A 22,329-nucleotide genomic window follows, 5' to 3' on the forward strand; every position below is an offset into this window, starting at 1 on the left:
TCGTTGCGTGCTCTCCCACATGGTGAAGTCATGAGACGTCCCACTCTGGAGGCGGTCGCCGCCCGCGCCGGAGTCTCCCGGGCCACGGCGTCGCGCGTGGTCAACGGGCAGACGACGGTGGCCCCGCACATCCGCGACGCGGTGCAGCAGGCCATCGACGAGCTGGGCTACGTGCCCAACTCGGCGGCGCGCAGTCTGGTCACCCAGCGCACCGACTCGATCGCCCTGGTCGTCTCCGAGCCGCCGACCAGGGTGTTCTCCGAGGACCCGCTGTTCTCGACGGTGATCCGGATGGCCAGCGTGGAGCTGGAGGCGGTCAACAAGCAGGTCGTGCTGATGCTGGCCTCCTCCGCCAAGAGCCACGCCAGGGTGGAGCGCTACATCGCGGGAGGGCACGTCGACGGCGCGATGCTCATCTCGATGCACGGCGCCGACCCGCTCCCGCCGGCGATCGCCCGCCTGCGCGTGCCGGTCGTCTCCTACGGCCGCCCGGCCGTGCCCGTCGACATCCCGTACGTGGACAACGACAACGTGGGCGGGGCCGAGGCGGCGGTCCGGCACCTGGTGGAGTCGGGGCGGCGGCGGATCGCCACGATCGCCGGGCCGCAGGACATGATCGGCGGCCAGGACCGGCTCACCGGCTACCGCAACGTGCTGCGCGACTCCGACCGGCGCTCGATCGTGGCGGTGGGCGACTTCACCCGCGAGTCGGGCGCGGTGGCGATGCGCCAGCTCCTGGGCGACGATCCCGGGCTGGACGCGGTGTTCGTGGCCAACGACCTGATGGCGGTGGGCGCGCTGCAGTCGCTGCGGCAGGCGGGGCGCCGGGTGCCGGACGACGTGGCCGTGGTGGGCTTCGACGACATCGAGGCGGCCAAGTACACCGAGCCGCCGCTGACCACGATCCGCCACCCGATCGCCGAGCAGACGGCGGCGATGGTGCGGCTGCTGCTCGACCTGTTCGAGGGCGGGCCGGGCGATCCGGTCATCCTGCCCACCGAGCTGGTGGTGCGCGAGTCGGCCTGACAGGCTTCTTGACAGCCGATCTACGTCGGCGGATCGTCCGTCCATGATGTCGAAACGGGCCGCCGTCCTGGCGGCGCTGTGCCTGGCCCTGCCCCTCACCCTGTCGCTCCCCTCCCCCGCCTCGGCCGACGTCACGGGTCCGCCCGTGATCGGCGGGCCGGTGTTCAACGACCCGGTGGCCGGCTCGGGCGTCCCCGGCACCCCCAGCGCCGCCCAGTCGGCGGTGATGGACCAGCTCATCAGGCTGATCCGGGCGGCGCGGCCCGGCAGCGACATCCGGTTCGTCATGTTCGAGTTCGGCGAGGGCCAGCGGTCGAGCGAGGTGGCCGACGCGCTGATCGACGCGCACGCCCGGGGCGTACGGGTCAAGGTGATCCTCGACAGCACCGACGACGGCAAGAACGACTCCGTCCTGGCGCGGCTCGGCGCGGCCCTCGGGAGCGCGGAGGGCGCCGCCTCCTTCGTCGTGCAGTGCGAGTACCCGGACCCGGCGGCGGTGGACCGGGGCTGCATCGCGCGCAACTACCTGCACAGCAAGTTCGCCACGTTCTCCGAGCTCCAGGTGGGCGGGGTCACGCGCGCCGACGTGGTGTTCCAGACGTCGTCGAACCTGTCGGACTGGTATCTGTACAACTCCTACAACGACGCCTACACCTTCCAGGACGCGGTCGTGCACGACGCGTACGTGCGCTACTTCGACGACCTGCGGGCGGGCCGGCACCGGCCGGTGAACCCGGGCTATTTCTGGACGACGCCGACCGGGACCAAGCACCGGGGTCACTTCCTGCCGCGCGACTCGGCGACCGGCGACCACATCGCGAACGTGCTCAAGCTCGTCGAGTGCTCCTACCGCGACACCGACGGCGTCACCCGGCAGACGGACGTCCGCCTGGTGCTCACGGCGTTCAACTGGTCGCGGGTGGAGATCGCCAGGGAGCTGCTGCGGCTGCGCGGCGAGAACTGCTGGGTGGACGTCGTCTACAACGACGGCAGCGCGGTCACCACGGCGATCCGCGAGGAGCTGGCCAAGACCGTCAACGGCAGGCGCATCCAGCTCACGCCCTGCCGCTTCACCGTGGGCGGCCGTTCCGTAGTGCCGCACGCCAAGCTGATGATGATCGACGGCTTCTACGACGACGACATCACGCCGCGCGTCTACACGGGCAGCGCCAACTTCACCACGCTGGAGAACGCCGACGACAGCCTGCTGCGAATCTCCGGCCGGGACGTGCACACGCCGTACCTGTCGTGGTTCTACAAGATCCGTGATACGTGCCGCGCCTAGAGACACCGTTGTGACCAAATACTGCGATTGTGGGTCGGCTACGACAAACCGCTCCGATGAGGGGGATGGACGGTGCCGTCCTCGCGTTCCGCCTTAGGCGTGCTGCTCGTCCTGACCGCGGCGCTGGCGGGCCTGGCCCCGCCCGCGCTGGCCGCGGACAAGACCCTGACCGTGTCCTACACCTGCTCGGGCGGGCCGTTCAGCAACGCCTCGCTGAGCGTGCCGGTCGTCGTGCCCGACTCGGCGACCGGGACGTTCGACGCGGAGTGGGCGATCCCCCCGCTGACGCTCCGCACCGCCGCGACGGCCGCCACGCAGGTCCAGGTGAACGGCAAGCTCGTCGTCAACGGCGGCACCCACGCGGACCTGGTGGCGACGGGCGCGAGCGTGGCCGCCGGAGCCACGTCCGCCACCGCGAGCACCGTGACCAGCCAGGTCACGGTGACCTCCACGACCGAGGTGACGGTCAAGCCGTCGACGGAGACCGGCAGCCTCAAGCTGTCGCTGGCGAGCGCCCCCAACGACGTCACCTCCTGCACGACCAGCAGCACCCAGGGGGTGACCGTCACCGTCGGCCCCGGCGGCGGCGACACCACCGGCGGCGACATCGTCCTCTACACCTGCAAGCCCACCTCGGGCGCCGAGCAGGAGGTCGACGTCAAGGTCACGCTCACCCTGCCGACGACGAACCCAGCGCCCGGCCAGCAGTTCACGATCGGCTGGAAGGGCGTCTACGAGAGCGGCGCCGAGCTGGAGGCCCCCAACGGCCTGCCCACGACCGGGCTCAAGATGTACGCCTACGCGTCGATCTCCGGCCTGACCGGGCTCACCTCGGCGACGGGCGTGGGCGAGCTGAGCGGCGTCACCGTCGGCCAGCCGATCCCGCTGCCCGCGTCGGTGGACATGAAGACGACCTCGCAGCAGGCGGGCACCGCGACCGTCAAGCCGGCCTCCATCAACTTCGGCCTGCAGCCGACGAGCCCGCTCATCGAGTGCGAGCCGGACAACTCCGACCTGCTGAAGACGTACACGCTGACCATCGGCGCGGGCGGCTCGACCTCCACCCCGACCCCGACGACCACCACCACGCCCACCCCGACCCCCACCCCGACGCCCACGGACGACGACCCGGCCGACGAGCCCTCGGCGGATGAGTCCAGGACGCCCAAGGACGGCGTGGCGACGGGCGCCGGCGGCACGGCGGGGCCGGACGGGCGGCTGTTCGTGCTGACCGGGTCGGCCCTGGTGCTCGCGGCCGGCGTCGGCGGGCTGCTCCTGCGCCGCCGCACCGCACGGCCCTAGCTTGCGCGGAAGACGCGGAGCTGGAGCGCCAGGGTGGCGTAGTAGCCGGTCAGCGTCGTCAGCTCGAACAGCATCGGCTCCGGCAGCAGGGCGTACTCGTCGTCGTCCACGTCGCCCCTGGCCACGAGCGCGCGGGTGACCCGCAGGACGGCCGCCTCCTGCGGGTCGGCCAGGTCCAGGGGCTCGCCCACGCGGATCGCGGCGAGCTCGGCGGCGGTGAAGCCGAGCCCGGCGGCGAGCCCCTCGTGCACCCGCCGCTCGAAGGCGCTGTCCCAGTGCGCGGCCACCACCAGGATCGCCAGCTCCCGGCACCGGCCCGGCAACGCCGAGCGGTAGCGGACGGCCGCGCCCAGCTCCTGGAGCGGATCGCCCAGGGCCGGGCTGAGCAGCATGGCGTTGAACGGCCCGGCGAGCGCGCCCCCGTCGCCGACCATCGACAGGCCGCGCGGGCCGGCGACGATGCGGTCGTAGAGGGTGCGGGCGTCGGGGTCGAGCCCGGCGGGCGGCATCGGGCGAAGGCGCGTCACCGCACCGATGCTAGCCCGCCCCGATCGGCCCGGCCCTCTGGTCAGCGCACCCAGGCCGTGGTGTCCGGGGGCAGCGCGCCGTCCTCCAGGCCCCCGCTGGCCAGCAGGACGACGCCGTCGGGGAGCGGCACCGTCTCGGTCCCGAGGTTGGTGACGCAGGTGACGCCGGTGTCGCGGGTGAAGGCCAGCACCCGGTCCGCCGCCGGGAGCCAGGTCAGCGTGCCGTCGCCGAGGTGCTCGCGGCGCAGCCGCAGCCCGTGGCGGTACAGGTTCAGCATCGAGTCCAGGTCGGCGAGCTGCGACTCGGCGGTGAGCTTGCGCCAGCTCTCCGGCTGCGGCAGCCACGGGCGCGAGCCGCCGAAGCCGAACGGCGGCTCGTCGCCGGACCAGGGCAGCGGCACGCGGCAGCCGTCGCGGCCCGGGTTCGCGCCGCCGGAGCGGGCGTACATGGGATCCTGGCGCAGCTCGTCCGGCAGGTCCTCGACCTCGGGCAGGCCCAGCTCCTCCCCCTGGTAGACGTACAGCCCGCCGGGCAGCGCCATCGCCAGCAGCGCGGCCGCCCTGGCACGGCGGTAGCCCAGCTCGGGGTCCGACGGGACGCCGTGCAGCGCGCCGCCGTGCGCGAACGACGTGTCGGACCGGCCGTACCTGGTCACCGGGCGGGTGACGTCGTGGTTGGACAGCACCCACGTCGGCGGCGCGCCGACGGGGGCGTGCGTGGCGAGCGTGAGGTCGATGACCCGGCGCAGCTCGTCCGGGTCCCACGGGCACGCCAGGAAGTCGAAGTTGAACGCCGTGTGCAGCTCGTCGGGCCGCAGGTAGCGGGCGAACCGCTCCTGGTCGGCCAGCCACAGCTCACCGATCAGCACGCGGTCGTCGTACTCCTCGGCCACCTGCCGCCAGCGCCGGTAGACGTCGTGCACGGGGTCGAGGTCCTCGTACGCGGTGTCGGACTTGACGAGGAGCGCGGCCGAGTCGATGCGGACGCCGTCGACGCCCCGGTCCAGCCAGAAGCGCAGCACGTCCTCGAACTCGCGGTGCACCTCCGGGTTGTCCCAGTTGAAGTCGGGCTGCTCGGGGGCGAACAGGTGCAGGTACCACTGGCCGTCGGGGACCTGGGTCCAGGCGGGGCCGCCGAAGATCGACTGCCAGTCGTTGGGCTCGTCGCGGAACCAGAACCGGTCGCGGGCCGCCGGGTTCGCCAGCGCCTCCTTGAACCAGTCGCTCTCCGTGGAGCTGTGGTTGGGCACGACGTCGATGATGACCTTGATGTCCAGCTCGTGCGCCTCGGCGATGAACCGCTCGGCCTCGCCCAGCGTGCCGAACACCGGCTCGATGCCGCGGTAGTCGGCCACGTCGTAGCCGCCGTCGGCCATCGGCGACGGATACCACGGGTTCAGCCAGACGGCGTCGACGCCCAGGTCCTTGAGGTAGGGCAGGCGGGATCGGAGCCCGGCCAGGTCGCCGACGCCGTCGCCGTTGCCGTCGGCGAAACTGCGCAGGTAGACCTGGTAGATCGCGGCCCCCCGCCACCACGTGTGCGACATGCTCATCCCTTGATAGATCCGGCGGTGAGACCCGCCATGATGTGACGTTGGAAGATGAAGAAGACGATGATCGTCGGAATGCTCGCCACGACCAGGCCGCCCATGATGGCGTTCTGGCTGACCATGCCGGCGGTCTGCGACAGGCCCACGCTGAGCGTCATCTTGTCGCTGTCGGTCATGACCAGCAGCGGCCAGGTGAAGTCCTTGAACGAGGTGACGATCGTGAAGATCGACACGACGCCGAGGATCGGCCTGGAGATCGGCAGGATGACCGACCACAGCACCCGCACCGGGCCGGCGCCGTCGATCTGCGCCGCCTCGACGAGCTCCTTCGGGATCGAGTCGAAGAAGCGCTTGAGCAGGAAGACGTTGAACCCGTTGGCCGCCGCCGGGAACCACAGGCCCCACGGGTTGTTGAGCAGCCCCAGGTCGACGACCGTGACGTAGAGCGGGATCAGCACGACCATGGCCGGGATCATCAGCGTGGCCAGCATGGCGCCGAGGATCACGGTGCCGAACATCGGCCGCAGCTTCGACAGCGCGTAGGCGGCCGACACGTCCACGAGCATGCAGAAGATCCAGCCGCCCAGCGAGTAGTAGGCGGTGTTGCCGAGCAGCGTGCCGAGGTCGAACAGGCTCCACGCCTCGGCGTAGGCGTCGAGCGTGGGGTCGGCGGGGAAGAGCGTGGGCGGCATCTGGGCGATCTCCTCGCCCGTCTTCATCGCCCCGGTGATCATCCAGTAGAGCGGGAAGACGAAGGCGAGCGTGAAGGTGATCACGACCGTGACGAGCACGGTCCAGTAGATGCGCCGTCCCCACGGGCTGTTGAGCTGGAGCGGGGAGATGATCGTACGGAACTGGCCGGAATGGATGGTCATGCCTTGTCCTCCCGGGTGAGCCGGAGCTGGAACGCGGCGAAGACCAGCAACACGATCATGAGCATCATGCCGAGCGCGCCCGCCACGCCGTAGTTCTGGTTCGTGAAGGCGAACTGGAACATCATGTAGGCGACGGTGACGGTGGAGCCCGCGGGCCCGCCGCCGGTCAGCATGTACGGCTCGATGAACACCTGCATGGTGGCCACGATCTGCAGCATCAGCATGAGCAGCAGGATCAGCTTCGTCTGCGGGATCGTGACGTGCCGGATCCGCTTGAGGATGCCGGCGCCGTCCAGCTCGGCCGCCTCGTACAGCTCCGGCGGGATGTTCTGCAGCGCCGCCAGGTAGATCAGGGTCGCGCTGCCCATGTTCATCCAGGTCGAGACGATGACCAGGGAGATCAGCGCGGTGTGCGGGGAGTCCAGCCAGGCCAGGCCGGGCAGGTTGACGAGTCCGAGGATCTGGTTGAACAGCCCGGGCCCCGGGTCGAAGAACCACCTGAACAGCAGCACCGCGACGATCGGCGGCAGCATGACCGGCAGGTAGACCACGAACCTGAGATAGGCCCGGGCGTGGCGCAGCTCGTTGAGCACGAGCGCGACGACGAACGGGACGACGAAGCCGCACACCAGCGCGAGGAACGTGAACTGCAGGGTGGCGATCCAGGCTTCGGTGAAGCCCGGGTACTTCACGGCGTACTCGAAGTTGTCCAGCCCGACCCAGGTGGGCGGATCGATCAGGTTCGTCTCCTGGAAGCTCAGGATGAACTCTCTGATCATCGGATACCAGGCGAACACCGCGAAGCAGAACAGCGCCGCGCACAGGAACCCGTAGGCCGTCAGATTGCGCCTGAGAACACCCATGCGTCAGCCCTTGGCCGCCAGCACGGCGTTGACCTTGGTCTCGGCGTCGGCGAGCAGCCGGTCGATGTCGGCGTCCTTGTCGGATAGCACGCCGGACATGGCCACGTCGAGGATCGCGTAGATCTCCTGGGCGTGGACCGGCTCGGCCTTGGGCGGGATCGTGGCGGAGGCCTTGACGTACGGGTCGTAGTTCTCGACCGGCAGGGAGGCGTTCTTCACCCGGTCGGCCTGGATGGCCTGGCCGGTGGGCGAGTCGCCGTAGACGGCGTTGTCGGGGACGCCGACCGGGTTGCCGTTGGCCTTGCCGCGGGCGTAGTCGAAGCGGCCCTTGCCGGGGGTGTTGAAGCGGAAGTCGAGCCACTGCATGCCCGCCTTCGCCTCCTCGGGCGTGGCCTTCGGGTTGATCATGAAGGCTTCGCCGCCGCTCAGCGACGCCTTGGCCTCGGGGAAGCCGGTGATGCCGTAGTCGGCGACGTTGCCCTTGAACTTGCCGACCACGTCGGTGACCACGTCGGGGGCGCCGAGCATCATGCCGACCTTGCCGCTGCCCATCGCCACCATGAGCGACTCCCAGCCGACCAGGAGCTTGCTGCCCATGCTGTTGTCGATCCAGCGCATGTCGTGCAGCGTCTGGAGCACGGCCTTGCCCTCGGGCGAGTTGAAGGCGGCCTTCTTGCCGTCCTCGGTGAGGATGCTGCCGCCGCGGCCGTAGATGGCCTGGGTGAAGTGCCAGCCGCCGGTGTTGCCGCCGGAGTACTCGCCGTAGCCGACGTGGCCGGGGCCGAGCGCGGCGATCTTCTTGGCTGCCTCGCGGATCTCCGCCCAGGTCGCCGGCGGCGTGTCGGGGTCGAGCCCGGCCTCGGTGAAGAGCTTGCGGTTGTAGACGAGGCCGACGCCGTAGTGGACGTTGGGGACGCCGTAGACCTTGCCGTCCTTGGTCACCAGGTCGCGCACGTCCTGGCGCAGGTCGTTCCAGTTCTTGATCTCGCCGGTGAGCTGGGTGATGTCCTTGGCCTGGCCCTGGGCGATCACGTCGTCGTAGTTGGTCACGGGGACGACGAAGACGGTCTCCATCTGGCCGCCGGCGAGCTTGGGGCCGAACGTCTTGGGGTCGAAGCACGGCTGCTGGTCGGTGCTCTTGACCGTCACGTTCGGGTGCGCCTTCATGAAGGCGGCCACGTCGTCGTCCCAGGCCTGGCGCTCCTTGGGGGCGGACTTGGCCGGCTGGCAGGCCACGGTGATCGTCACCTTGGCCGCTCCGCCGGCCGCGGGCTCGGCCGGCTCGCCGGAACCACAGGCGGTGGCGGCGAGGCCGAGCGCGGTTGCAACTAAGAGTCCCGTGGATCTCTTCATGGGCTGACCCTTCTGATGCGAGGTGCCCACACCATAGGATCGCCAACGAAAGTCCGCAAGATTTCGACGGACTATTGCAAGATAACGACTGTGTTACGCCCTCGGGCGCGCGGTCGACGCCCGGACCACCAGCTCCGGCTCGAACAGCAGCTCGTCGGCCGGGACGACGGCCTTGTCGATCTGGGCCACCAGCAGGTCGACCACAGCCCGGCCCATCGCGTCGATCGGCTGGCGCACCGTGGTGAGCGGCGGCTCGGTGCAGTTCATCAGCGCCGAGTCGTCGAAGCCGACCACCGACACGTCACCCGGCACGCTCAGCCCGGCCCGCCTGGCCGCCCGCACGGTGCCGAGCGCGAGCAGGTCGCTGGCGCAGATCACCGCCGTCACACCGCGCCTGACCAGCCTCGCGGCGGCCGCGTGCCCGCCTTCCAGCGAGAACATCGTGTGCTCGACCAGCTCCGGGTCGCCGCCCTCCGCCTGGAACGTCTCCAGCTTGCGCCGCGACGGCACGTGGTCCTTGGGGCCCAGCACCAGGCCGATCCGCTCGTGGCCGAGCGCCCGCACATGACCCAGCGCCATCTCGGCGGCCACCACGTCGTCGCACGACACCTGCGGGAAGTCCAGCCGCTCCACGGCGGCGTTGACCAGCACCGTGGGCAGCTTGCGCTCGTGCAACAGCTCGTAGTGCCCGTGCGAGGCGTCGGCCTGGGCGTAGAGCCCGCCGGCGAACACCACGCCGCTGACCTGCTGCTGGAGCAGCAGATCCACGTAGTCGGCCTCGGACACCCCGCCGACGGTCCTGGTGCACAGCACGGAGGTGAACCCCTGCTGGGCCAGCGCGCCGCCGACCACCTCGGCGAAGGCGGGGAAGATCGGGTTCTGCAGCTCGGGGAGGACGAGGCCGACCAGGCGGGCCCGGTCGCCGCGCAGCTGGGTGGGGCGCTCGTAGCCGAGCACGTCGAGCGCCGTCAGCACGGCCTCGCGCGTGGCGTCGGACACCCCAGGCTTGCCGTTGAGCACGCGGCTCACGGTCGCCTCGCTCACCCCGACCTTCTTGGCCACCTCTGCCAGTCGTCGCGTCATGCGCAAACTATACGGCTATCCACGCAAGCCCTTGCAACCGCTTACGCTCGGCCTTGCGGGGCGCTCACGCCTTGCCTCCAGGGCCCTTTCGCGGCTTGACCAGCGCCTTGGCCGTCGACGACCCGGCACCAGTCAGTCAATTGTTTGCGAAATCTCGTCGGAATATTGCTGACATCTGCTGAACAACCTATGGTTCGGCCAACCGACTTCTTCGAAGGGCCACCCCCCATGAGAGCACTGTTAGCCGCCCTCGCCCTGGTCATCGGAATCCTCGCCGCACCCGCCTCCCCCGCCCATGCGGCGGCCGACGTCAACCTCGCGGCCGGCCGCCCGGCCACCGCCAGCAGCCACACCCAGACGTACGCGGCGGCGCACGTCACCGACGGCAACCAGGCCACCTACTGGGAGTCCGCCAACAACGCCTTCCCCCAGTGGGTCCAGGTCGACCTGGGCGCCACCGCCACCGTCAACAGCCTCACGCTCAAGCTGCCCTCCGGCTGGCCGAGCCGCACCCAGACGCTGACCGTCCAGGGCAGCGCCGACGGGTCCGCCTTCACCACGATCAAGGCCCAGGCCGCCTACGCCTTCGCCCCCACCGCCACCGTCCCGGTCAGCGCGAGCACCCGCTACGTGCGGCTGCAGTTCAGCGCCAACACCGGCTGGCCCGCCGGGCAGCTCGCCGAGTTCGAGGTGTGGGGCGCCGGCGGCGGACCCGGCCCCGACCCGGGCGCGAACCTGGCGGCGGGCAAGCCGGTCACCGGCTCCGCCCACACGCACACATACGTGCCGGCCAACGCCAACGACGGCGACCTGACCACCTACTACGAGGGCGCCGGCCACCCCAGCACGCTGACCGTCAAGCTCGGCGCCGACCACGACCTCACCTCGGTCGCGGTCAAGCTGAACCCCGACGGCGCGTGGGGCCCGCGCACCCAGGCCATCCAGGTGCTCGGCCGCGGCCAGAACGCCACCTCCTTCACCAGCCTGGCCGCCCAGGCCACCTACGGCTTCAGCCCGGCCACCGGCAACACGGTGACGATCCCGGTCACCGGCAAGGCCGCCGACGTGCAGCTCCGCTTCACCGCCAACTCCGGCGCGCCGGGCGGGCAGGTCGCCGAGTTCCAGGTGTTCGGCACCGCCTCGGCCAACCCCGACCTGACCGTCACCGCGCCCGCGGCCTCCCCCGCCGCACCGGTCGAGACCGACACGATCACGCTGTCCGCCCAGGTCAGGAACGCGGGCACGGCCCCGTCCGCCGCCACGTCGGTCACGTTCTCCCTGGGAGACGCCGAGGCCGGCAGCGCGGACGTCGGCCCGCTGGCCCCCGGCGCCACCGCCACCGTGACCGCCGCGATCGGCGCCCGCGACGCCGGGACGTACGCCGTCACCGCCGAGGTCGACCCCGGCGGCGAGATCATCGAGCGGGACGAGACCAACAACACCGCCACCGCGAACCTGACCGTCAAACCGGTCGACACCGCCGACCTGGTCGCCGCCCCCGTCGCCTGGACCCCGGGCAACCCCGCGCAGGGCGACACCGTGACGTTCTCCGTCGCGATCAGGAACCAGGGCACGATCGCGTCCAGCGGCGGCTCGCACGGCATCACGCTCACCGTCGCCGACGCCTCCGGCGCCGTCGTCCGCACGCTGACCGGCTCCGCCTCCGGCGTGATCGCGCCCGGCGCCACCACCGCCCCGGTCAACCTCGGCGCCTGGACCGCCGCCGACGGCCGCCACACGGTCAAGGTGGTGCTCGCGGCCGACGCCGCCGAGCTCCCGGTCAAGCGCGCCAACAACACCAGCACCCACCAGCTCGCCGTCGGCCGCGGCGCGAGCATGCCGTACGACACCTACGAGGCCGAGGACGCGGCCGTCGGCGGCGGCGCCACCCGGCTGGGCCCCAGCAGGGAGGTTGGCCACCTGGCCGGCGAGGCGTCCGGCCGCCGCGCGGTCACGCTCGGCAGCACCGGCTCCTACGTCGAGTTCACCGCCCGGGCCCGCACCAACACGCTCGTGACCCGGTTCTCCATCCCCGACGCGCCGGGCGGCGGCGGCATCGACTCCACGCTGAACGTCTACGTCGACGGCACGTTCCTCAAGGCCATCCCGCTGACCTCGCGCTACGCCTGGCTGTACGGGCCGGAGGCGAGCCCGAACAACTCCCCCGGATCCGGGCCGCCCCGGCACATCTACGACGAGGCCAACCTGATGCTCGGCACCACAGTCGAGGCCGGCAGCAAGATCAGGCTGCAGAAGGACGCGGCCAACACCTCTACCTACACGATCGACTTCGTCGACCTGGAGCACGTCTCCCCCGCCGCCAACCCCGACCCGGCGCGCTACGCCGTGCCCGCCGGTCTCGGGCACCAGGACGTGCAGAACGCGCTCGACCGCGCCCGCCAGGAGCCCGGCCTGGAGGGCGTCTACCTGCCCCCGGGCGACTACCGGACCTCCGGCAAGTTCCAGGTGTACGGCAAGCCCGTCAAGATCGTCGGCGCCGGGCCCTGGTACACCCGCTTCCACGCCCCCGCCGGGCAGGAGAACACCGACATCGGCTTCCGCGCCGACGCCACCGCCAACGGCTCCACGTTCGCCGGATTCGCCTACTTCGGCAACTACACCAGCCGCATCGACGGCCCCGGCAAGGTGTTCGACCTCAGCAACGTCGCCGGCATGACGATCGACAACCTGTGGGTCGAGCACCAGATCTGCATGTACTGGGGCTCCAACACCGACGACATGACGCTGAAGAACTCGCGCATCCGCAACGTGTTCGCCGACGGGCTCAACATGACCAACGGCAGCACCGGCAACCACGTGACGAACATCGAGACCCGCTCCACGGGCGACGACAGCTTCGCGCTGTTCTCGGCCATCGACAACAACAGCGGCCAGCAGCACGGCAACGTGTACGAGAACCTGACGTCGCTGCTCACCTGGCGGGCGGCCGGGGTCGCGGTCTACGGCGGCTACGACAACGTGTTCCGCAACATCTACGTGGCCGACACGCTCGTCTACTCGGGCGTCACGATCAGCTCGCTCGACTTCGGCATCCCGATGCACGGCTTCGGGGCCAGCCCGCCCACGCGGTTCGAGAACATCTCGCTGGTCCGGGCCGGCGGGCACTTCTGGGGGCAGCAGACGTTCCCGGCGATGTGGCTGTTCTCGGCCTCGAAGGTGTTCCAGGGCATCCGGGTCAGCAACCTGGAGATCGTGGATCCCACGTACTCGGGGATCATGTTCCAGACCGGGTACGCGGGCAACCAGCCGCTGAACCCGGTCACGGACACCGTGTTCGAGAACGTCTCCATCACCGGGGCGCGCAAGAGCGGCGACGCCTTCGACGCCAAGTCCGGGTTCGGCATCTGGGTGAACGAGATGCCCGAGCCGGGGCAGGGCCCGGCGGTCGGCTCGGCGACGTTCCGGGGGCTGCGCTTCGGCGGCAACCATCAGGACGTCAGGAACACCACCTCGACGTTCACCCTGAACATCCAGTAACCGGAGCCCGGGCGGTCAGAGTTCGCCCCGGTGCGGCAGGCCCTGCCAGTCGCTCGCGCTGGACACCGCGGCGGCGCTCAGCAGCGTCCCGCGGTGCAGCCGTTCGGGCGGGGTCAGCCCGTCCAGGGCGGCGCTGACGTACCCGGCCACGAACGCGTCGGCCGCGCCCGAGGTGTCGACGATCGGCACCTGCGGGCCGGGCGCGTCGTAGCGCATCCGGTCGGCCCGCACGCTCGCGCCCTTCGCGCCCCGGTCGACGACGACCTCGCGCTCGGGCGTGAGCGCGGGCTTGACCAGGTCCAGCTCGTCCTGGTGGACGAAGAGCAGGTGCGCGTCGCAGGCGAGCTCGCTCAGCACGTCCTCGGCCTCGCGCACCGACGGCCACAGCTCGGGCCGGTACTCGACGGCGAACGAGACGACCACTTCGGCGCGTTTCGCGGCGGCCACGGCGGCGCGTACCGCCTCCAGCGCGTCCCTGCCGAGCGCGGCGGTGACGCCGGAGACGTGCAGCATCTTGGCCGCGCCGACGCGGTCGATGGGCACGTTGCCCGGGGTCAGCCGCGACCCGGCGGAGCCCGTGCGGTAGTGGCTCACGTGGGGCGCGCGGCCCACCCGGGTCTCGCGCAGCAGCAGCCCGGTGGCGGCGCCCTCCGTGACGCGCACGTCGGCCACGTCGACGCCCTCGCCGCGCAGCGCGGTCAGCACCCGCGCGCCCAGCTCGTCGGCGCCCACCTTGCCGGCGAACGCGCACCGGTGACCGAGCCGCGCCAGGCCCACGGCCAGCGTGAACTCCGGCCCGCAGACGTCCAGCCTGGCTTCGCTCTCGTGCCGGACCCGGCCGCTGGACACGACCCCCAGCGCCTCGCCGAGGGTGTAGACGTCAATCATGAAGACCGACTGTAGTCGGTCATCTGTCCCAAAACGGATTTTCTATCAATGCCCCAGGTAAACACCGTGATCATATTTTTCTCGTAACTTTTGCGAACCTTTTCCTCCTACTGTGACTCAAAGGAGTAGACGGAGCTGGTCATCCCGGACCGGCTCCAGCGATACGGGGAGAGGAATCAGCACCCTCATGCAGAAAATCGCTGTAGGAATCATCTCCGCCCTGGTGGGCGGCACCATGTTGGTGTCCGGTGGCGCCGCGAGCGCGACCGCCAAGGCGTCCGAGGTCGAGATCCTCGACATCTCGCCCAACCCGGTGGTCGTGCGGGGCGACGGCGAGACCACCGCCAAGTTCAAGGTCGGCGCCAGCTCCGACGTCGAGCGCGTCGAGCTCAGCGTCGAGCCCGACGGCCGCGCGGCCCGCACCCTCGTCGCCCGCGACGTGCGCGAGCTGGAGAAGTGGCTCTTCTCGGTGCCCTTCAACAAGAACGACGTCGAGGGCAAGTGGAAGGCCACCGCGGTCGCCTTCGACGACGACGGTGACAAGGTCGCCACCGACACCATCCGCTTCTACGTGGACATCCGCGCGGGCAAGGCCGACACCCGGATCACCCGGTTCTCCGCCGACCCGTACAAGGTCCGCAAGGGCCGCACCATCCACTTCTCCGGCCGCCTCCAGGCCGACGACCGTGGCTGGGAGCCCCTGCGCAACCAGAAGGTGCACATCTACTACCGCGCCAACGGCCACAGCGGCTGGAAGTGGGTCGACTCCGACCGCACCAACTGGCGCGGCGACTTCCACGCGAGCACCAAGGCCTACAAGAGCGGCACGTTCAAGGCCGTCTACAAGGGCGACTGGAAGCGTGACGGCGCCGAGAGCCGTCACGACTACGTGCGCGTCTCCTCCTGGGGCTGGCACCGCTAAGCCCTGACGACTGACGACTGACGGCCCGGCCCCCCACGTGGAGGGCCGGGCCTTCGCCGTTTGGCGGCCCCGGTGAGAGGTGCGGTCCTGGGGGTAGCGACGCAGGTATGGCTGAAGATCTGCTCCGCGACTTCGACCCGTTCGACATCTTCGACACCGAGGCGGCCCGGCTGGACCGGTTCTTCTCGGGGCTGGACGAGGAAGGCTGGCGGCGTCCCTCACGGGCGGCCGGGTGGACGGTCCGCGACGTGCTCGGCCATCTGGCAGGCGAGGAGCTCTACAACCAGGCGTGCCTCGACGGCACCCTGCCCGAGCTGCGCGAGCTGATGGAGTCGCAGGGCATCTCCGGCTATGACGAGTTCAACGAGTGGTGCGTGCGGGAGCGGCGCGGCGTGCCGGTCGCCGAGGTGCTGGAGGAGTGGCGTACCAAGAACGGCGACACCCGGGCCCGCATGCGCGAGCTCGGCCCGTACGCGACGCTGGAGACCATGGCCGGGCCGTACCCGGTGGGCAAGCAGACCTTCCACTACGACTCCGAGTACGCCACCCACGCCGACGACGTCGGCGTGCCCGTCTCCGACGAGGAGGCGGAGGGCCGGACGCTCTGGCGGGCCGCCGTCGGCCGCTTCGCGCTGGCCGAGCGGGGCGCTGACGTCCAGGTCGAGCCGACTGCCGAGCAGATCTGGGCGCACGCCGGCGGGGCGAGCGCCAGCCTGTCCTATCCGGAGTTCGTCGCGGCCACCGTGGGGCGGCTGCCCGAGACGCACCCGCTCGACCAGCGGCTCGTCTCGGCGCTGCGCTGCCTGGCCTGAGAGGAGACCCGTCATGTGGCTGCGGAACCGCGAAGGCACCGAGCCGCTGACCGCGCGCAGCCCGCTGGGCGCGCGCCGGGTGCTGTCGGTGGTCGCGCTGGTGCTCGGCGCGGCGGCGGCCGTGTTCTTCGTCGTGCGGGCCATGAGCACCGGCGAGGCGGTGTGGGCGTGGGAGGCGGCGATCGCGGCCGCCGTGGCGCTCATCGCCGCCCTCGACCTGCTGGTGCTCAGGCACCGGCGGGCGCGATCAGGCGGTCGCGACCGCCACCGCCAGTAGGAACACCATCAGCGTCACGGCCAGGACGACCATCCAGCGGCGCACCACCGGCCTGCCGCGCGCCCGGGTGACCCGCAGCGCGGGCGGATCGGCGGCGCGCGTCATCGCCGCGTCGCCGCCGGACTCGATCCTGTTGATGGCCGCCACCCGCCTGGCCAGCTCCGGATCGTCCCTCTCCAGAGCCAGCTCGATGTCCGCGAGGATGCGGCGCTCCCTTCCAGACAGACCCATCGTGCGCTCACCATCGTTCTCACGCCGGTGAGAAGCATTTACCCGTCGTTGACCGGGGCATGCTTGACGATGGGTCACGCCTTCCCGTAGCGCTGGCGGAAGCGCTCGACCCGGCCCGCGCTGTCGACGATGCGGCCGCGTCCGGTGTAGAAGGGGTGGCTCGCGGACGACACGTCGACGTCGACGACCGGGTAGGTGCGGCCGTCCCCCCACTCGACGCGCTCGCGGCTGGTCACCGTGGAGCGGGTGAGGAAGGCGAACCCGGCGCTGGGGTCGCGGAAGACGACGGGGCGGTATTCGGGGTGCAGGTTCTTCTTCATGGCCCGTGCAACCATGTGGCAATGGTTTTCATTCCCGCGCCTCCGGGTCGAGCCCGAGCACCGTCCGGCCGCCGTCCACGGGCAGCGTGACGCCGGTGACGAAGGAGGCCGACAGCAGGTACGCCACCGCGTCGGCCACCTCGGCCGGGGTGGCGACCCGGCCCAGCGGGTGCAACACCGCCATCTCCTCCTCCGTTCCCGGCCGCTCGGCCAGCAGCCGCTCGTACCGCTCGGTCGCCACCGAACCGGGCGCCACCGCGTTCGCCCGGATGCCGTGCCTGCCGTACTCGACCGCGACCGCCCTCGTCAGGCCCTCGACGGCGGCCTTGGCCGTCGCGTACGGGAGGCTGCCGGGGACCGGGCGGCGGGCCTGGTGGGAGGTGACGTTGACGATCGCGCCCCCGGCCCCGGCGGCCAGGAAGCGGCGCACGGCGACGGCGCAGCCCGTGACCGCCAGGTCCAGGTTGGCGGCGATCAGCGCGCGGATCTCGCCGGCCGGGGACGTGTGGAGCGCGGCGTCGCGGAAGACCGCCGCGTTGTTCACCCATCCGGTCAGCGCGCCGGCCTCCTCGGCGAGCCCGGCGGCACGCACGAGGACGGCCTCGTCGGCCGCGTCACCGATCACCGGGATGACGCCGGGGCCCGCCCAGGCGAGGGCGTCGGGATCGCGCTCCACGGCCACCACGGTGGCGGGGCCGAGCCGCTCCACGACGGCCCTGCCGATCCCACGTCCGGCTCCGGTGACGACATAGCTGTGATTCATAACGGGGGCTCATGCCCGGCGCGTGAGGATTATCACTGTATGCCTGGCCTGGGAGCCGTATGCCGGGCCGGGGAACCGGGAAGGGCTCCGGGCGTGACCATGCGGGCGGCACGGATGGTGGGGGCGCTGGCCATCACGCAAACCGCCGGGTACGGCGTCCTTTATTACGCTTTTTCGGTTTTTATCACGCCGATGTCCCGCGAACTGGGTGCCGGGGTGGCGGAGCTCACCGGGGCGATCACGGTCTCGGTGCTCGTGTCGGCGCTCGTCGCGCCCGTCGTCGGGCGCGGCCTGGACCGCTACGGCGGGCGAGGCATCATGACGGCCGGCTCGGCGCTGGGCGCCGCCGCCGTGCTGGCCTGGTCGCAGGTCCGCACCGTCGCGCAGCTCTACCTCGCGTGCGCGGCGCTCGGCGTCGCCTCCGCGATGGTCCTGTACGAGGCCGCGTTCGCGGTGCTCGTGGCCTGGTTCGACGCCGCCCGGCGGGCGCGGGCGCTGCTGGCCGTCACGGTGGTCGCCGGGTTCGCCTCCAGCGTCTTCCTGCCGCTGACCGGGTTCCTCGTCGACCGCTACGGCTGGCGGCAGGCCCTGGTCGTGCTGGCCGCCGGGTACGGGCTGGCCGCCGTCCCGCTGCACGCGCTCGCCGTACGGAGCCGCCCACGGGCCCGGGCGCCCGGCCGGCCGGTGGGGGCGGCGCTGCGCGACCGGGCGTTCTGGCTGCTGGCGGCCGCGTTCCTGACGCAGACCGGGGCGGTGGCCGTCATGGGCGTGCTGCTGGTCACGTACCTGATCACGCTGGGGCACTCGCCGCTGTTCGCCGCGACGGCGGCCGGGCTGCTCGGGGTGCTGTCGGTGACCGGGCGGATCGTGACCACCGGGCTCCAGGCGCGCTGGCGCGTGTCGCTGATCACGGCGGCGATGTTCGCCCTCCAGGGGGCGGCCGCGATGCTGCTGCCCGCGATCGGGCGCGACCCGGCGGGGGCGGTGGCCGCGGTCGTCCTGTTCGGGCTGGGGTTCGGCGTCGGCACCATCGCCCGGCCCGCCCTGCTGGCCGACCGCTACGGCACGGACTCGTACGGGAGCATCAGCGGGGCCCTGGCGCTGCCCATCACCGTGGCCAAGGCGCTCGCCCCGCTGCTCGCCGCCGGGGTGGCCCAGGTCGCCGGCTACCCGGCCGTGATGGCGGCCGTCGCGGCCTGCTGCGTGCTCGGGGCGCTCGCCCTGATGGCCTACGATCGCCGTGGGCGAACTGGGCCTGCGACCGACCCCGAACACGTAAGGTAGCCGCATGGATACCCCCATCGAGGTTCTGCACCGCGTGTTCGGCTACGACTCGTTCCGGGCGGGCCAGCAGGAGATCATCGATCAGGTGGTGGGCGGCGGCGACGCGCTCGTGCTCATGCCGACCGGCGGCGGCAAGTCGCTGTGCTACCAGATCCCCGCGCTGGTGCGGCCCGGCACCGGCGTGGTCGTCTCGCCGCTGATCGCGCTCATGCAGGACCAGGTCGACGCGCTGAGAGCGCTCGGCGTGCGGGCGGGGTTCCTCAACTCGACCCAGGATCACGACGAGAGACAGCTCGTCGAGGCGGAGTTCCTGGCCGGCGAGCTCGACCTCCTCTATCTCGCGCCCGAGCGGCTGCGGGTCGAGTCCACGGTGCGGCTGCTGTCCAAGGGGCGGATCTCACTGTTCGCCATCGACGAGGCGCACTGCGTCTCCCAGTGGGGCCACGACTTCCGGCCCGACTACCTCGCGCTGTCGGAGCTGCCCGCGCTCTGGCCGGACGTGCCGCGCGTCGCGCTCACCGCGACCGCCACGCCCGCCACCCACGCCGAGATCGCCGAACGGCTCGGCCTGCAGCAGGCCCGCCACTTCGTGGCCGGCTTCGACCGCCCCAACATCCACTACCGGATCACCGCCAAGAGCGAGCCCAAGCGGCAGCTCCTCGACTTCCTGCGCGAGGAGCACCCCGGCGACGCCGGCATCGTCTACTGCCTGTCCCGCTCGTCCGTGGAGAAGATCGCCGCGTTCCTGGTGGAGCACGGCATCGCCGCCGTCCCCTACCACGCCGGGCTCGACGCCCGCACCCGCGCCGCCCACCAGGCCCGCTTCCTGCGCGAGGACGGCCTCGTCGTGGTCGCGACCATCGCGTTCGGCATGGGCATCGACAAGCCCGACGTGCGCTTCGTCGCCCACCTCGACCTGCCCAAGTCCGTCGAGGGCTACTACCAGGAGACCGGCCGGGCCGGCCGCGACGGCCTGCCCGCGACCGCCTGGATGGCCTACGGGCTGCAGGACGTCGTCCAGCACCGGCGCCTCGCGCTGGAGGGCGACGAGCAGCACCGCCGCCGCCAGGCGCTCCACCTCGACGCCATGCTCGCCCTCTGCGAGACCGTGAGCTGCCGCCGCGCGATGCTGCTCGACTACTTCGGCCAGCCCGGCAGCCCCCCGTGCGGCAACTGCGACACCTGTCAGGCCCCGCCCGAGTCCTGGGACGGCACGGTCGCCGCCCAGAAGGTGCTCTCCACCGTCCTGCGCCTCAAGCGCGAGCGCGGCCAGAAGTTCGGCGTCGGCCAGATCGTCGACATCCTCCTCGGCAAGACCACCGCCAAGGTCCTGCAACACGGCCATGACTCGCTCACCGTCTTCGGCGTCGGCTCCGAGCTGGGCAACGCCGAGTGGCACGGCGTCGTCCGCCAGCTCCTCGCCCACGGCCTGCTCGCCGTCGAGCCCGCCCACGGCACCCTCGTCCTCACCGACGCCAGCGCCGACGTCCTGCGCGGGCAGCGCGAGGTCCCGCTGCGCCGCGACGCCAAACGCCCGCCGCGCCCGGCCCGCTCCTCCTCGTCCGGCGGCTCCGCCCGCCCCGCCGCCGACCTCGACCCCGACGCCGCCGCCCGCTTCGAGCTCCTGCGCGCCTGGCGCGCCGCCACGGCCAAGGAGCAGGGCGTCCCGGCGTACGTCATCTTCCACGACGCCACCCTGCGCGAGATCGCCACCCTCTGCCCGACCTCCCTGTCCCAGCTCGGCACGGTCACGGGAGTCGGCGAGAACAAACTGGCCAAATACGGGCAACAGGTCCTGGAAACCCTCGGCACCGACCCCACCGACGACCCCCAGGGCACCCTCCTCCCCTGACGGGTCGGCACGCCGGACCCGCGGCCCGTCACACCGCGGGCCGGGCCGCCGCAGTCGGGCTGTACGGGTACATCTCGCAGGCGTTCGCCGCGTGCCCCGGGGCTGGCAGGCAAGGCGACCTGGTTCGCGCTCCCCCGTACGGCTGACCAGCGATGGCAGGGGACCTGTCACGGCCTCCACCGGCGCCTCTGCGGGACGATCACGAGCGGCCCTCGATGAGCCCGGTCGCTCGGTGCGCGTGGTCCGGGTGCGTGCGGCCCGGCGAATTCACTTGTCCCGTATCGCTGAGCGACTTTACAGTCACGTTAGGCAACACATGGAGGTCGCTATGGGTGGTAAGCACGAGGGCGACAAGAAGCACGGCTACGAGGAGTTCAAGCCCGGTAAGGACCAATCGAAAGACGGGGCGGGACAGGGAGGCGGATCCCGGGAGAAGCCAGCCGACGGCGGCAAGAAGTGACCGAACTCGGCCTCCTGCTGGACGCCATGATCGCCCGCATCGAAGAGGTGCGGGCACCGGTCGACAGCCGGATCGAACGCGCGCTGCGGTCGGTGCCCCGCCACAGGTACGTCCCACCCATAGCGCTCATCGCCGACGGCGACCGGCCGCCGTTCCTGATCGACCGGGACAAGGACCCCGAGCTGTGGATGACCAGCGTCTACACCGAGACGGCGATCGTCACCCAGCTCGATGACGGCGCGACCGACCTCGCCACCTTGGACGGCAACTACAGCTCGTCGTCATCCGCGCCGGCGACGGTCGCCGACCTGCTCGAACTCCTCGATCCTCAGCCCGGCGATCGTGTCCTGGAGATCGGCACCGGCACGGGCTGGACGGCCGCGCTGCTCTGCCACCTGGCCGGAGAGCAGAACATCACCTCGTTGGAGGTCGACCCGGTTCTCGCGGAGGCAGCGGCGAAGAACCTCGCCGAGGCGGGCCTGCGACCGCACCTGGTCGTCGGTGACGGCGCGGAAGGGGCCCCCGATCGCGGGCCGTTCGACCGCGTGCACGCCACCTGTGCGGTGCGGACGGTGCCGTACGTCTGGATCGATCAGTGCCGGCCCGGGGCGGTGATCGTCACCCCCATCCACACGGGGGTCGGGGACGGGCATGTGCTGCGCCTGGTCGTGCTGGATGATGGCACCGCGCAGGGCCGCTTTCGCGAGTACGCCGACTACATGGCCATGCGGTCGCAGCGCCCCGTCTATTTGCCGGACCCGGCAGGGGTTCAGCCGCGGGAGAGCACCACACGCGTCGACCCTCGCATGGTCGTCCGGGCGCCGCCCGGCGCGAGGCTGGCCATCGCCGCGCTGACGGGGCTGCGGCTGGACACACGCACCGAACCCGGGCGCTTCCTGGTCTGGGTGTCGAGCACCACCGAGGCGCGGGAGAAGGCCTTGGTCATCTGGGAGGAAGGGAAGGCTGAGTACAAGCTGTACGAGCTGAGCGACCGGCCGGTGTGGGACGAGGTCGTGGCCGCCTACTTCCAGTGGGTGCGGTGGGGCGAGCCCCGCCGCGACCGGTTCGGCATGACGGTCGGCCCGCAGGGGCAGTGCTACTGGCTCGACACGCCGAGCCAGGTGATCAGTTGAGGTGCGCCCCCGACCGACATGCGCC

Annotated in this window: 21 protein-coding genes; 11 read left to right on the forward strand and 10 right to left on the reverse strand. The window is 71.3% G+C overall.

The window, feature by feature from the left end; all coding sequences use genetic code 11:
* Positions 1 to 30 precede the first annotated feature (30 nt).
* The 3 genes from AB0G11_RS03815 (at position 31) to AB0G11_RS03825 (ending at position 3,613) form a co-directional block, all read left to right on the forward strand.
* The gene (locus AB0G11_RS03815; protein WP_219505440.1) at positions 31 to 1,026 is read left to right on the forward strand and encodes a LacI family DNA-binding transcriptional regulator; all 996 of its coding nucleotides are present in this window, start codon (positions 31 to 33) and stop codon (positions 1,024 to 1,026) included.
* Positions 1,027 to 1,069: 43 nt separating this feature from the next.
* Positions 1,070 to 2,311, forward strand: a complete 1,242-nt coding sequence (locus tag AB0G11_RS03820) for a phospholipase D-like domain-containing protein (RefSeq protein ID WP_357583802.1) — start codon at positions 1,070 to 1,072, stop codon at positions 2,309 to 2,311.
* Between the two features lie 99 nt (positions 2,312 to 2,410).
* Complete coding sequence (locus tag AB0G11_RS03825) at positions 2,411 to 3,613, forward strand: hypothetical protein (protein ID WP_357583804.1); 1,203 nt, start codon at positions 2,411 to 2,413, stop codon at positions 3,611 to 3,613.
* Here AB0G11_RS03825 and AB0G11_RS03830 read toward each other — a convergent pair.
* The 6 genes from AB0G11_RS03830 to AB0G11_RS03855 all read right to left on the reverse strand — a co-directional run bounded on the left by AB0G11_RS03830 (position 3,610) and on the right by AB0G11_RS03855 (position 9,864).
* Complete coding sequence (locus tag AB0G11_RS03830; protein ID WP_357583806.1) at positions 3,610 to 4,140, reverse strand: carboxymuconolactone decarboxylase family protein; 531 nt, start codon at positions 4,138 to 4,140, stop codon at positions 3,610 to 3,612. The genes AB0G11_RS03825 and AB0G11_RS03830 overlap by 4 nt on opposite strands.
* Before the next feature lie 41 nt (positions 4,141 to 4,181).
* Complete coding sequence (locus tag AB0G11_RS03835) at positions 4,182 to 5,687, reverse strand: glycoside hydrolase family 13 protein (protein WP_357583808.1); 1,506 nt, start codon at positions 5,685 to 5,687, stop codon at positions 4,182 to 4,184.
* Positions 5,688 to 5,689: 2 nt separating this feature from the next.
* Positions 5,690 to 6,565: a carbohydrate ABC transporter permease gene (locus AB0G11_RS03840; RefSeq protein ID WP_219505436.1), complete on the reverse strand. Its 876-nt coding sequence runs from the start codon at positions 6,563 to 6,565 to the stop codon at positions 5,690 to 5,692.
* Positions 6,562 to 7,428: a sugar ABC transporter permease gene (locus tag AB0G11_RS03845; RefSeq protein ID WP_219505428.1), complete on the reverse strand. Its 867-nt coding sequence runs from the start codon at positions 7,426 to 7,428 to the stop codon at positions 6,562 to 6,564. The genes AB0G11_RS03840 and AB0G11_RS03845 overlap by 4 nt, the downstream gene beginning before the upstream one ends.
* Positions 7,429 to 7,431: 3 nt before the next feature.
* Entirely contained in the window at positions 7,432 to 8,781 is a 1,350-nt protein-coding gene (locus AB0G11_RS03850; RefSeq protein WP_357583810.1) for an extracellular solute-binding protein, read from the reverse strand.
* A 93-nt stretch (positions 8,782 to 8,874) separates the two neighbouring features.
* Complete coding sequence (locus AB0G11_RS03855) at positions 8,875 to 9,864, reverse strand: LacI family DNA-binding transcriptional regulator (protein WP_219505424.1); 990 nt, start codon at positions 9,862 to 9,864, stop codon at positions 8,875 to 8,877.
* A gap of 228 nt (positions 9,865 to 10,092) precedes the next feature.
* On the opposite strand from AB0G11_RS03855, the gene AB0G11_RS03860 reads away from it, so the two are divergent.
* Complete coding sequence (locus AB0G11_RS03860) at positions 10,093 to 13,362, forward strand: discoidin domain-containing protein (RefSeq protein ID WP_357583812.1); 3,270 nt, start codon at positions 10,093 to 10,095, stop codon at positions 13,360 to 13,362.
* Between the two features lie 15 nt (positions 13,363 to 13,377).
* On the opposite strand, the gene AB0G11_RS03865 is transcribed toward AB0G11_RS03860, so the two are convergent.
* Positions 13,378 to 14,250, reverse strand: a complete 873-nt coding sequence (locus tag AB0G11_RS03865; protein ID WP_219505420.1) for a sugar kinase — start codon at positions 14,248 to 14,250, stop codon at positions 13,378 to 13,380.
* Between the two features lie 187 nt (positions 14,251 to 14,437).
* On the opposite strand from AB0G11_RS03865, the gene AB0G11_RS03870 reads away from it, so the two are divergent.
* The 3 genes from AB0G11_RS03870 to AB0G11_RS03880 all read left to right on the forward strand — a co-directional run bounded on the left by AB0G11_RS03870 (position 14,438) and on the right by AB0G11_RS03880 (position 16,261).
* Positions 14,438 to 15,172 (forward strand): hypothetical protein, encoded by a 735-nt coding sequence (locus tag AB0G11_RS03870; protein WP_219505418.1) that lies wholly within the window; start codon positions 14,438 to 14,440, stop codon positions 15,170 to 15,172.
* A gap of 107 nt (positions 15,173 to 15,279) precedes the next feature.
* Complete coding sequence (locus AB0G11_RS03875) at positions 15,280 to 15,984, forward strand: maleylpyruvate isomerase family mycothiol-dependent enzyme (RefSeq protein WP_357583814.1); 705 nt, start codon at positions 15,280 to 15,282, stop codon at positions 15,982 to 15,984.
* 13 nt (positions 15,985 to 15,997) lie between these two features.
* Positions 15,998 to 16,261 (forward strand): DUF6343 family protein, encoded by a 264-nt coding sequence (locus AB0G11_RS03880; protein WP_357583816.1) that lies wholly within the window; start codon positions 15,998 to 16,000, stop codon positions 16,259 to 16,261.
* Here the strand turns inward: AB0G11_RS03880 and AB0G11_RS03885 are convergent.
* The 3 genes from AB0G11_RS03885 to AB0G11_RS03895 form a co-directional block, all read right to left on the reverse strand.
* Positions 16,232 to 16,492: a DUF3040 domain-containing protein gene (locus AB0G11_RS03885; protein WP_219505412.1), complete on the reverse strand. Its 261-nt coding sequence runs from the start codon at positions 16,490 to 16,492 to the stop codon at positions 16,232 to 16,234. The genes AB0G11_RS03880 and AB0G11_RS03885 overlap by 30 nt on opposite strands.
* 74 nt (positions 16,493 to 16,566) lie before the next feature.
* Entirely contained in the window at positions 16,567 to 16,812 is a 246-nt protein-coding gene (locus AB0G11_RS03890; RefSeq protein ID WP_357584318.1) for a type B 50S ribosomal protein L31, read from the reverse strand.
* 28 nt (positions 16,813 to 16,840) lie between these two features.
* Positions 16,841 to 17,575: an SDR family oxidoreductase gene (locus AB0G11_RS03895; protein WP_357583818.1), complete on the reverse strand. Its 735-nt coding sequence runs from the start codon at positions 17,573 to 17,575 to the stop codon at positions 16,841 to 16,843.
* A gap of 114 nt (positions 17,576 to 17,689) precedes the next feature.
* Here AB0G11_RS03895 and AB0G11_RS03900 point away from each other — a divergent pair, with 114 nt between their 5' ends.
* From AB0G11_RS03900 to AB0G11_RS03915, 4 genes are all read left to right on the forward strand, one after another.
* Positions 17,690 to 18,859, forward strand: a complete 1,170-nt coding sequence (locus AB0G11_RS03900; protein WP_357584320.1) for an MFS transporter — start codon at positions 17,690 to 17,692, stop codon at positions 18,857 to 18,859.
* Positions 18,860 to 18,863: 4 nt separating this feature from the next.
* Entirely contained in the window at positions 18,864 to 20,711 is a 1,848-nt protein-coding gene (gene recQ, locus AB0G11_RS03905; protein ID WP_219505408.1) for a DNA helicase RecQ, read from the forward strand.
* A gap of 328 nt (positions 20,712 to 21,039) precedes the next feature.
* On the forward strand, positions 21,040 to 21,171 hold the full coding sequence (locus AB0G11_RS03910) for a hypothetical protein (protein WP_281427003.1): 132 nt from the start codon (positions 21,040 to 21,042) through the stop codon (positions 21,169 to 21,171).
* Complete coding sequence (locus tag AB0G11_RS03915) at positions 21,168 to 22,304, forward strand: methyltransferase domain-containing protein (RefSeq protein ID WP_357583820.1); 1,137 nt, start codon at positions 21,168 to 21,170, stop codon at positions 22,302 to 22,304. Before AB0G11_RS03910 ends, AB0G11_RS03915 begins: the two co-directional genes overlap by 4 nt.
* Positions 22,305 to 22,329 lie beyond the last annotated feature (25 nt).

This window comes from Nonomuraea sp. NPDC023979 (assembly GCF_040639085.1).
GTDB lineage: Bacteria > Actinomycetota > Actinomycetes > Streptosporangiales > Streptosporangiaceae > Nonomuraea > Nonomuraea ceibae.

What these genes read in the sequence shown, in the direction of transcription:
- AB0G11_RS03870 (WP_219505418.1), top strand. Translation starts at nt 14,438, where the DNA reads ATGCAGAAAATCGCTGTAGGAATCATCTCCGCCCTGGTGGGCGGCACC.
- AB0G11_RS03865 (WP_219505420.1), bottom strand. Translation starts at nt 14,250, where the DNA reads ATGATTGACGTCTACACCCTCGGCGAGGCGCTGGGGGTCGTGTCCAGC.
- AB0G11_RS03845 (WP_219505428.1), bottom strand. Translation starts at nt 7,428, where the DNA reads ATGGGTGTTCTCAGGCGCAATCTGACGGCCTACGGGTTCCTGTGCGCG.
- AB0G11_RS03820 (WP_357583802.1), top strand. Translation starts at nt 1,070, where the DNA reads ATGATGTCGAAACGGGCCGCCGTCCTGGCGGCGCTGTGCCTGGCCCTG.
- AB0G11_RS03890 (WP_357584318.1), bottom strand. Translation starts at nt 16,812, where the DNA reads ATGAAGAAGAACCTGCACCCCGAATACCGCCCCGTCGTCTTCCGCGAC.
- AB0G11_RS03815 (WP_219505440.1), top strand. Translation starts at nt 31, where the DNA reads ATGAGACGTCCCACTCTGGAGGCGGTCGCCGCCCGCGCCGGAGTCTCC.
- AB0G11_RS03855 (WP_219505424.1), bottom strand. Translation starts at nt 9,864, where the DNA reads ATGACGCGACGACTGGCAGAGGTGGCCAAGAAGGTCGGGGTGAGCGAG.
- AB0G11_RS03840 (WP_219505436.1), bottom strand. Translation starts at nt 6,565, where the DNA reads ATGACCATCCATTCCGGCCAGTTCCGTACGATCATCTCCCCGCTCCAG.
- AB0G11_RS03860 (WP_357583812.1), top strand. Translation starts at nt 10,093, where the DNA reads ATGAGAGCACTGTTAGCCGCCCTCGCCCTGGTCATCGGAATCCTCGCC.
- AB0G11_RS03910 (WP_281427003.1), top strand. Translation starts at nt 21,040, where the DNA reads ATGGGTGGTAAGCACGAGGGCGACAAGAAGCACGGCTACGAGGAGTTC.
- AB0G11_RS03835 (WP_357583808.1), bottom strand. Translation starts at nt 5,687, where the DNA reads ATGTCGCACACGTGGTGGCGGGGGGCCGCGATCTACCAGGTCTACCTG.
- recQ (WP_219505408.1), top strand. Translation starts at nt 18,864, where the DNA reads ATGGATACCCCCATCGAGGTTCTGCACCGCGTGTTCGGCTACGACTCG.
- AB0G11_RS03875 (WP_357583814.1), top strand. Translation starts at nt 15,280, where the DNA reads ATGGCTGAAGATCTGCTCCGCGACTTCGACCCGTTCGACATCTTCGAC.
- AB0G11_RS03850 (WP_357583810.1), bottom strand. Translation starts at nt 8,781, where the DNA reads ATGAAGAGATCCACGGGACTCTTAGTTGCAACCGCGCTCGGCCTCGCC.
- AB0G11_RS03900 (WP_357584320.1), top strand. Translation starts at nt 17,690, where the DNA reads ATGGTGGGGGCGCTGGCCATCACGCAAACCGCCGGGTACGGCGTCCTT.
- AB0G11_RS03880 (WP_357583816.1), top strand. Translation starts at nt 15,998, where the DNA reads ATGTGGCTGCGGAACCGCGAAGGCACCGAGCCGCTGACCGCGCGCAGC.
- AB0G11_RS03885 (WP_219505412.1), bottom strand. Translation starts at nt 16,492, where the DNA reads ATGGGTCTGTCTGGAAGGGAGCGCCGCATCCTCGCGGACATCGAGCTG.
- AB0G11_RS03895 (WP_357583818.1), bottom strand. Translation starts at nt 17,575, where the DNA reads ATGAATCACAGCTATGTCGTCACCGGAGCCGGACGTGGGATCGGCAGG.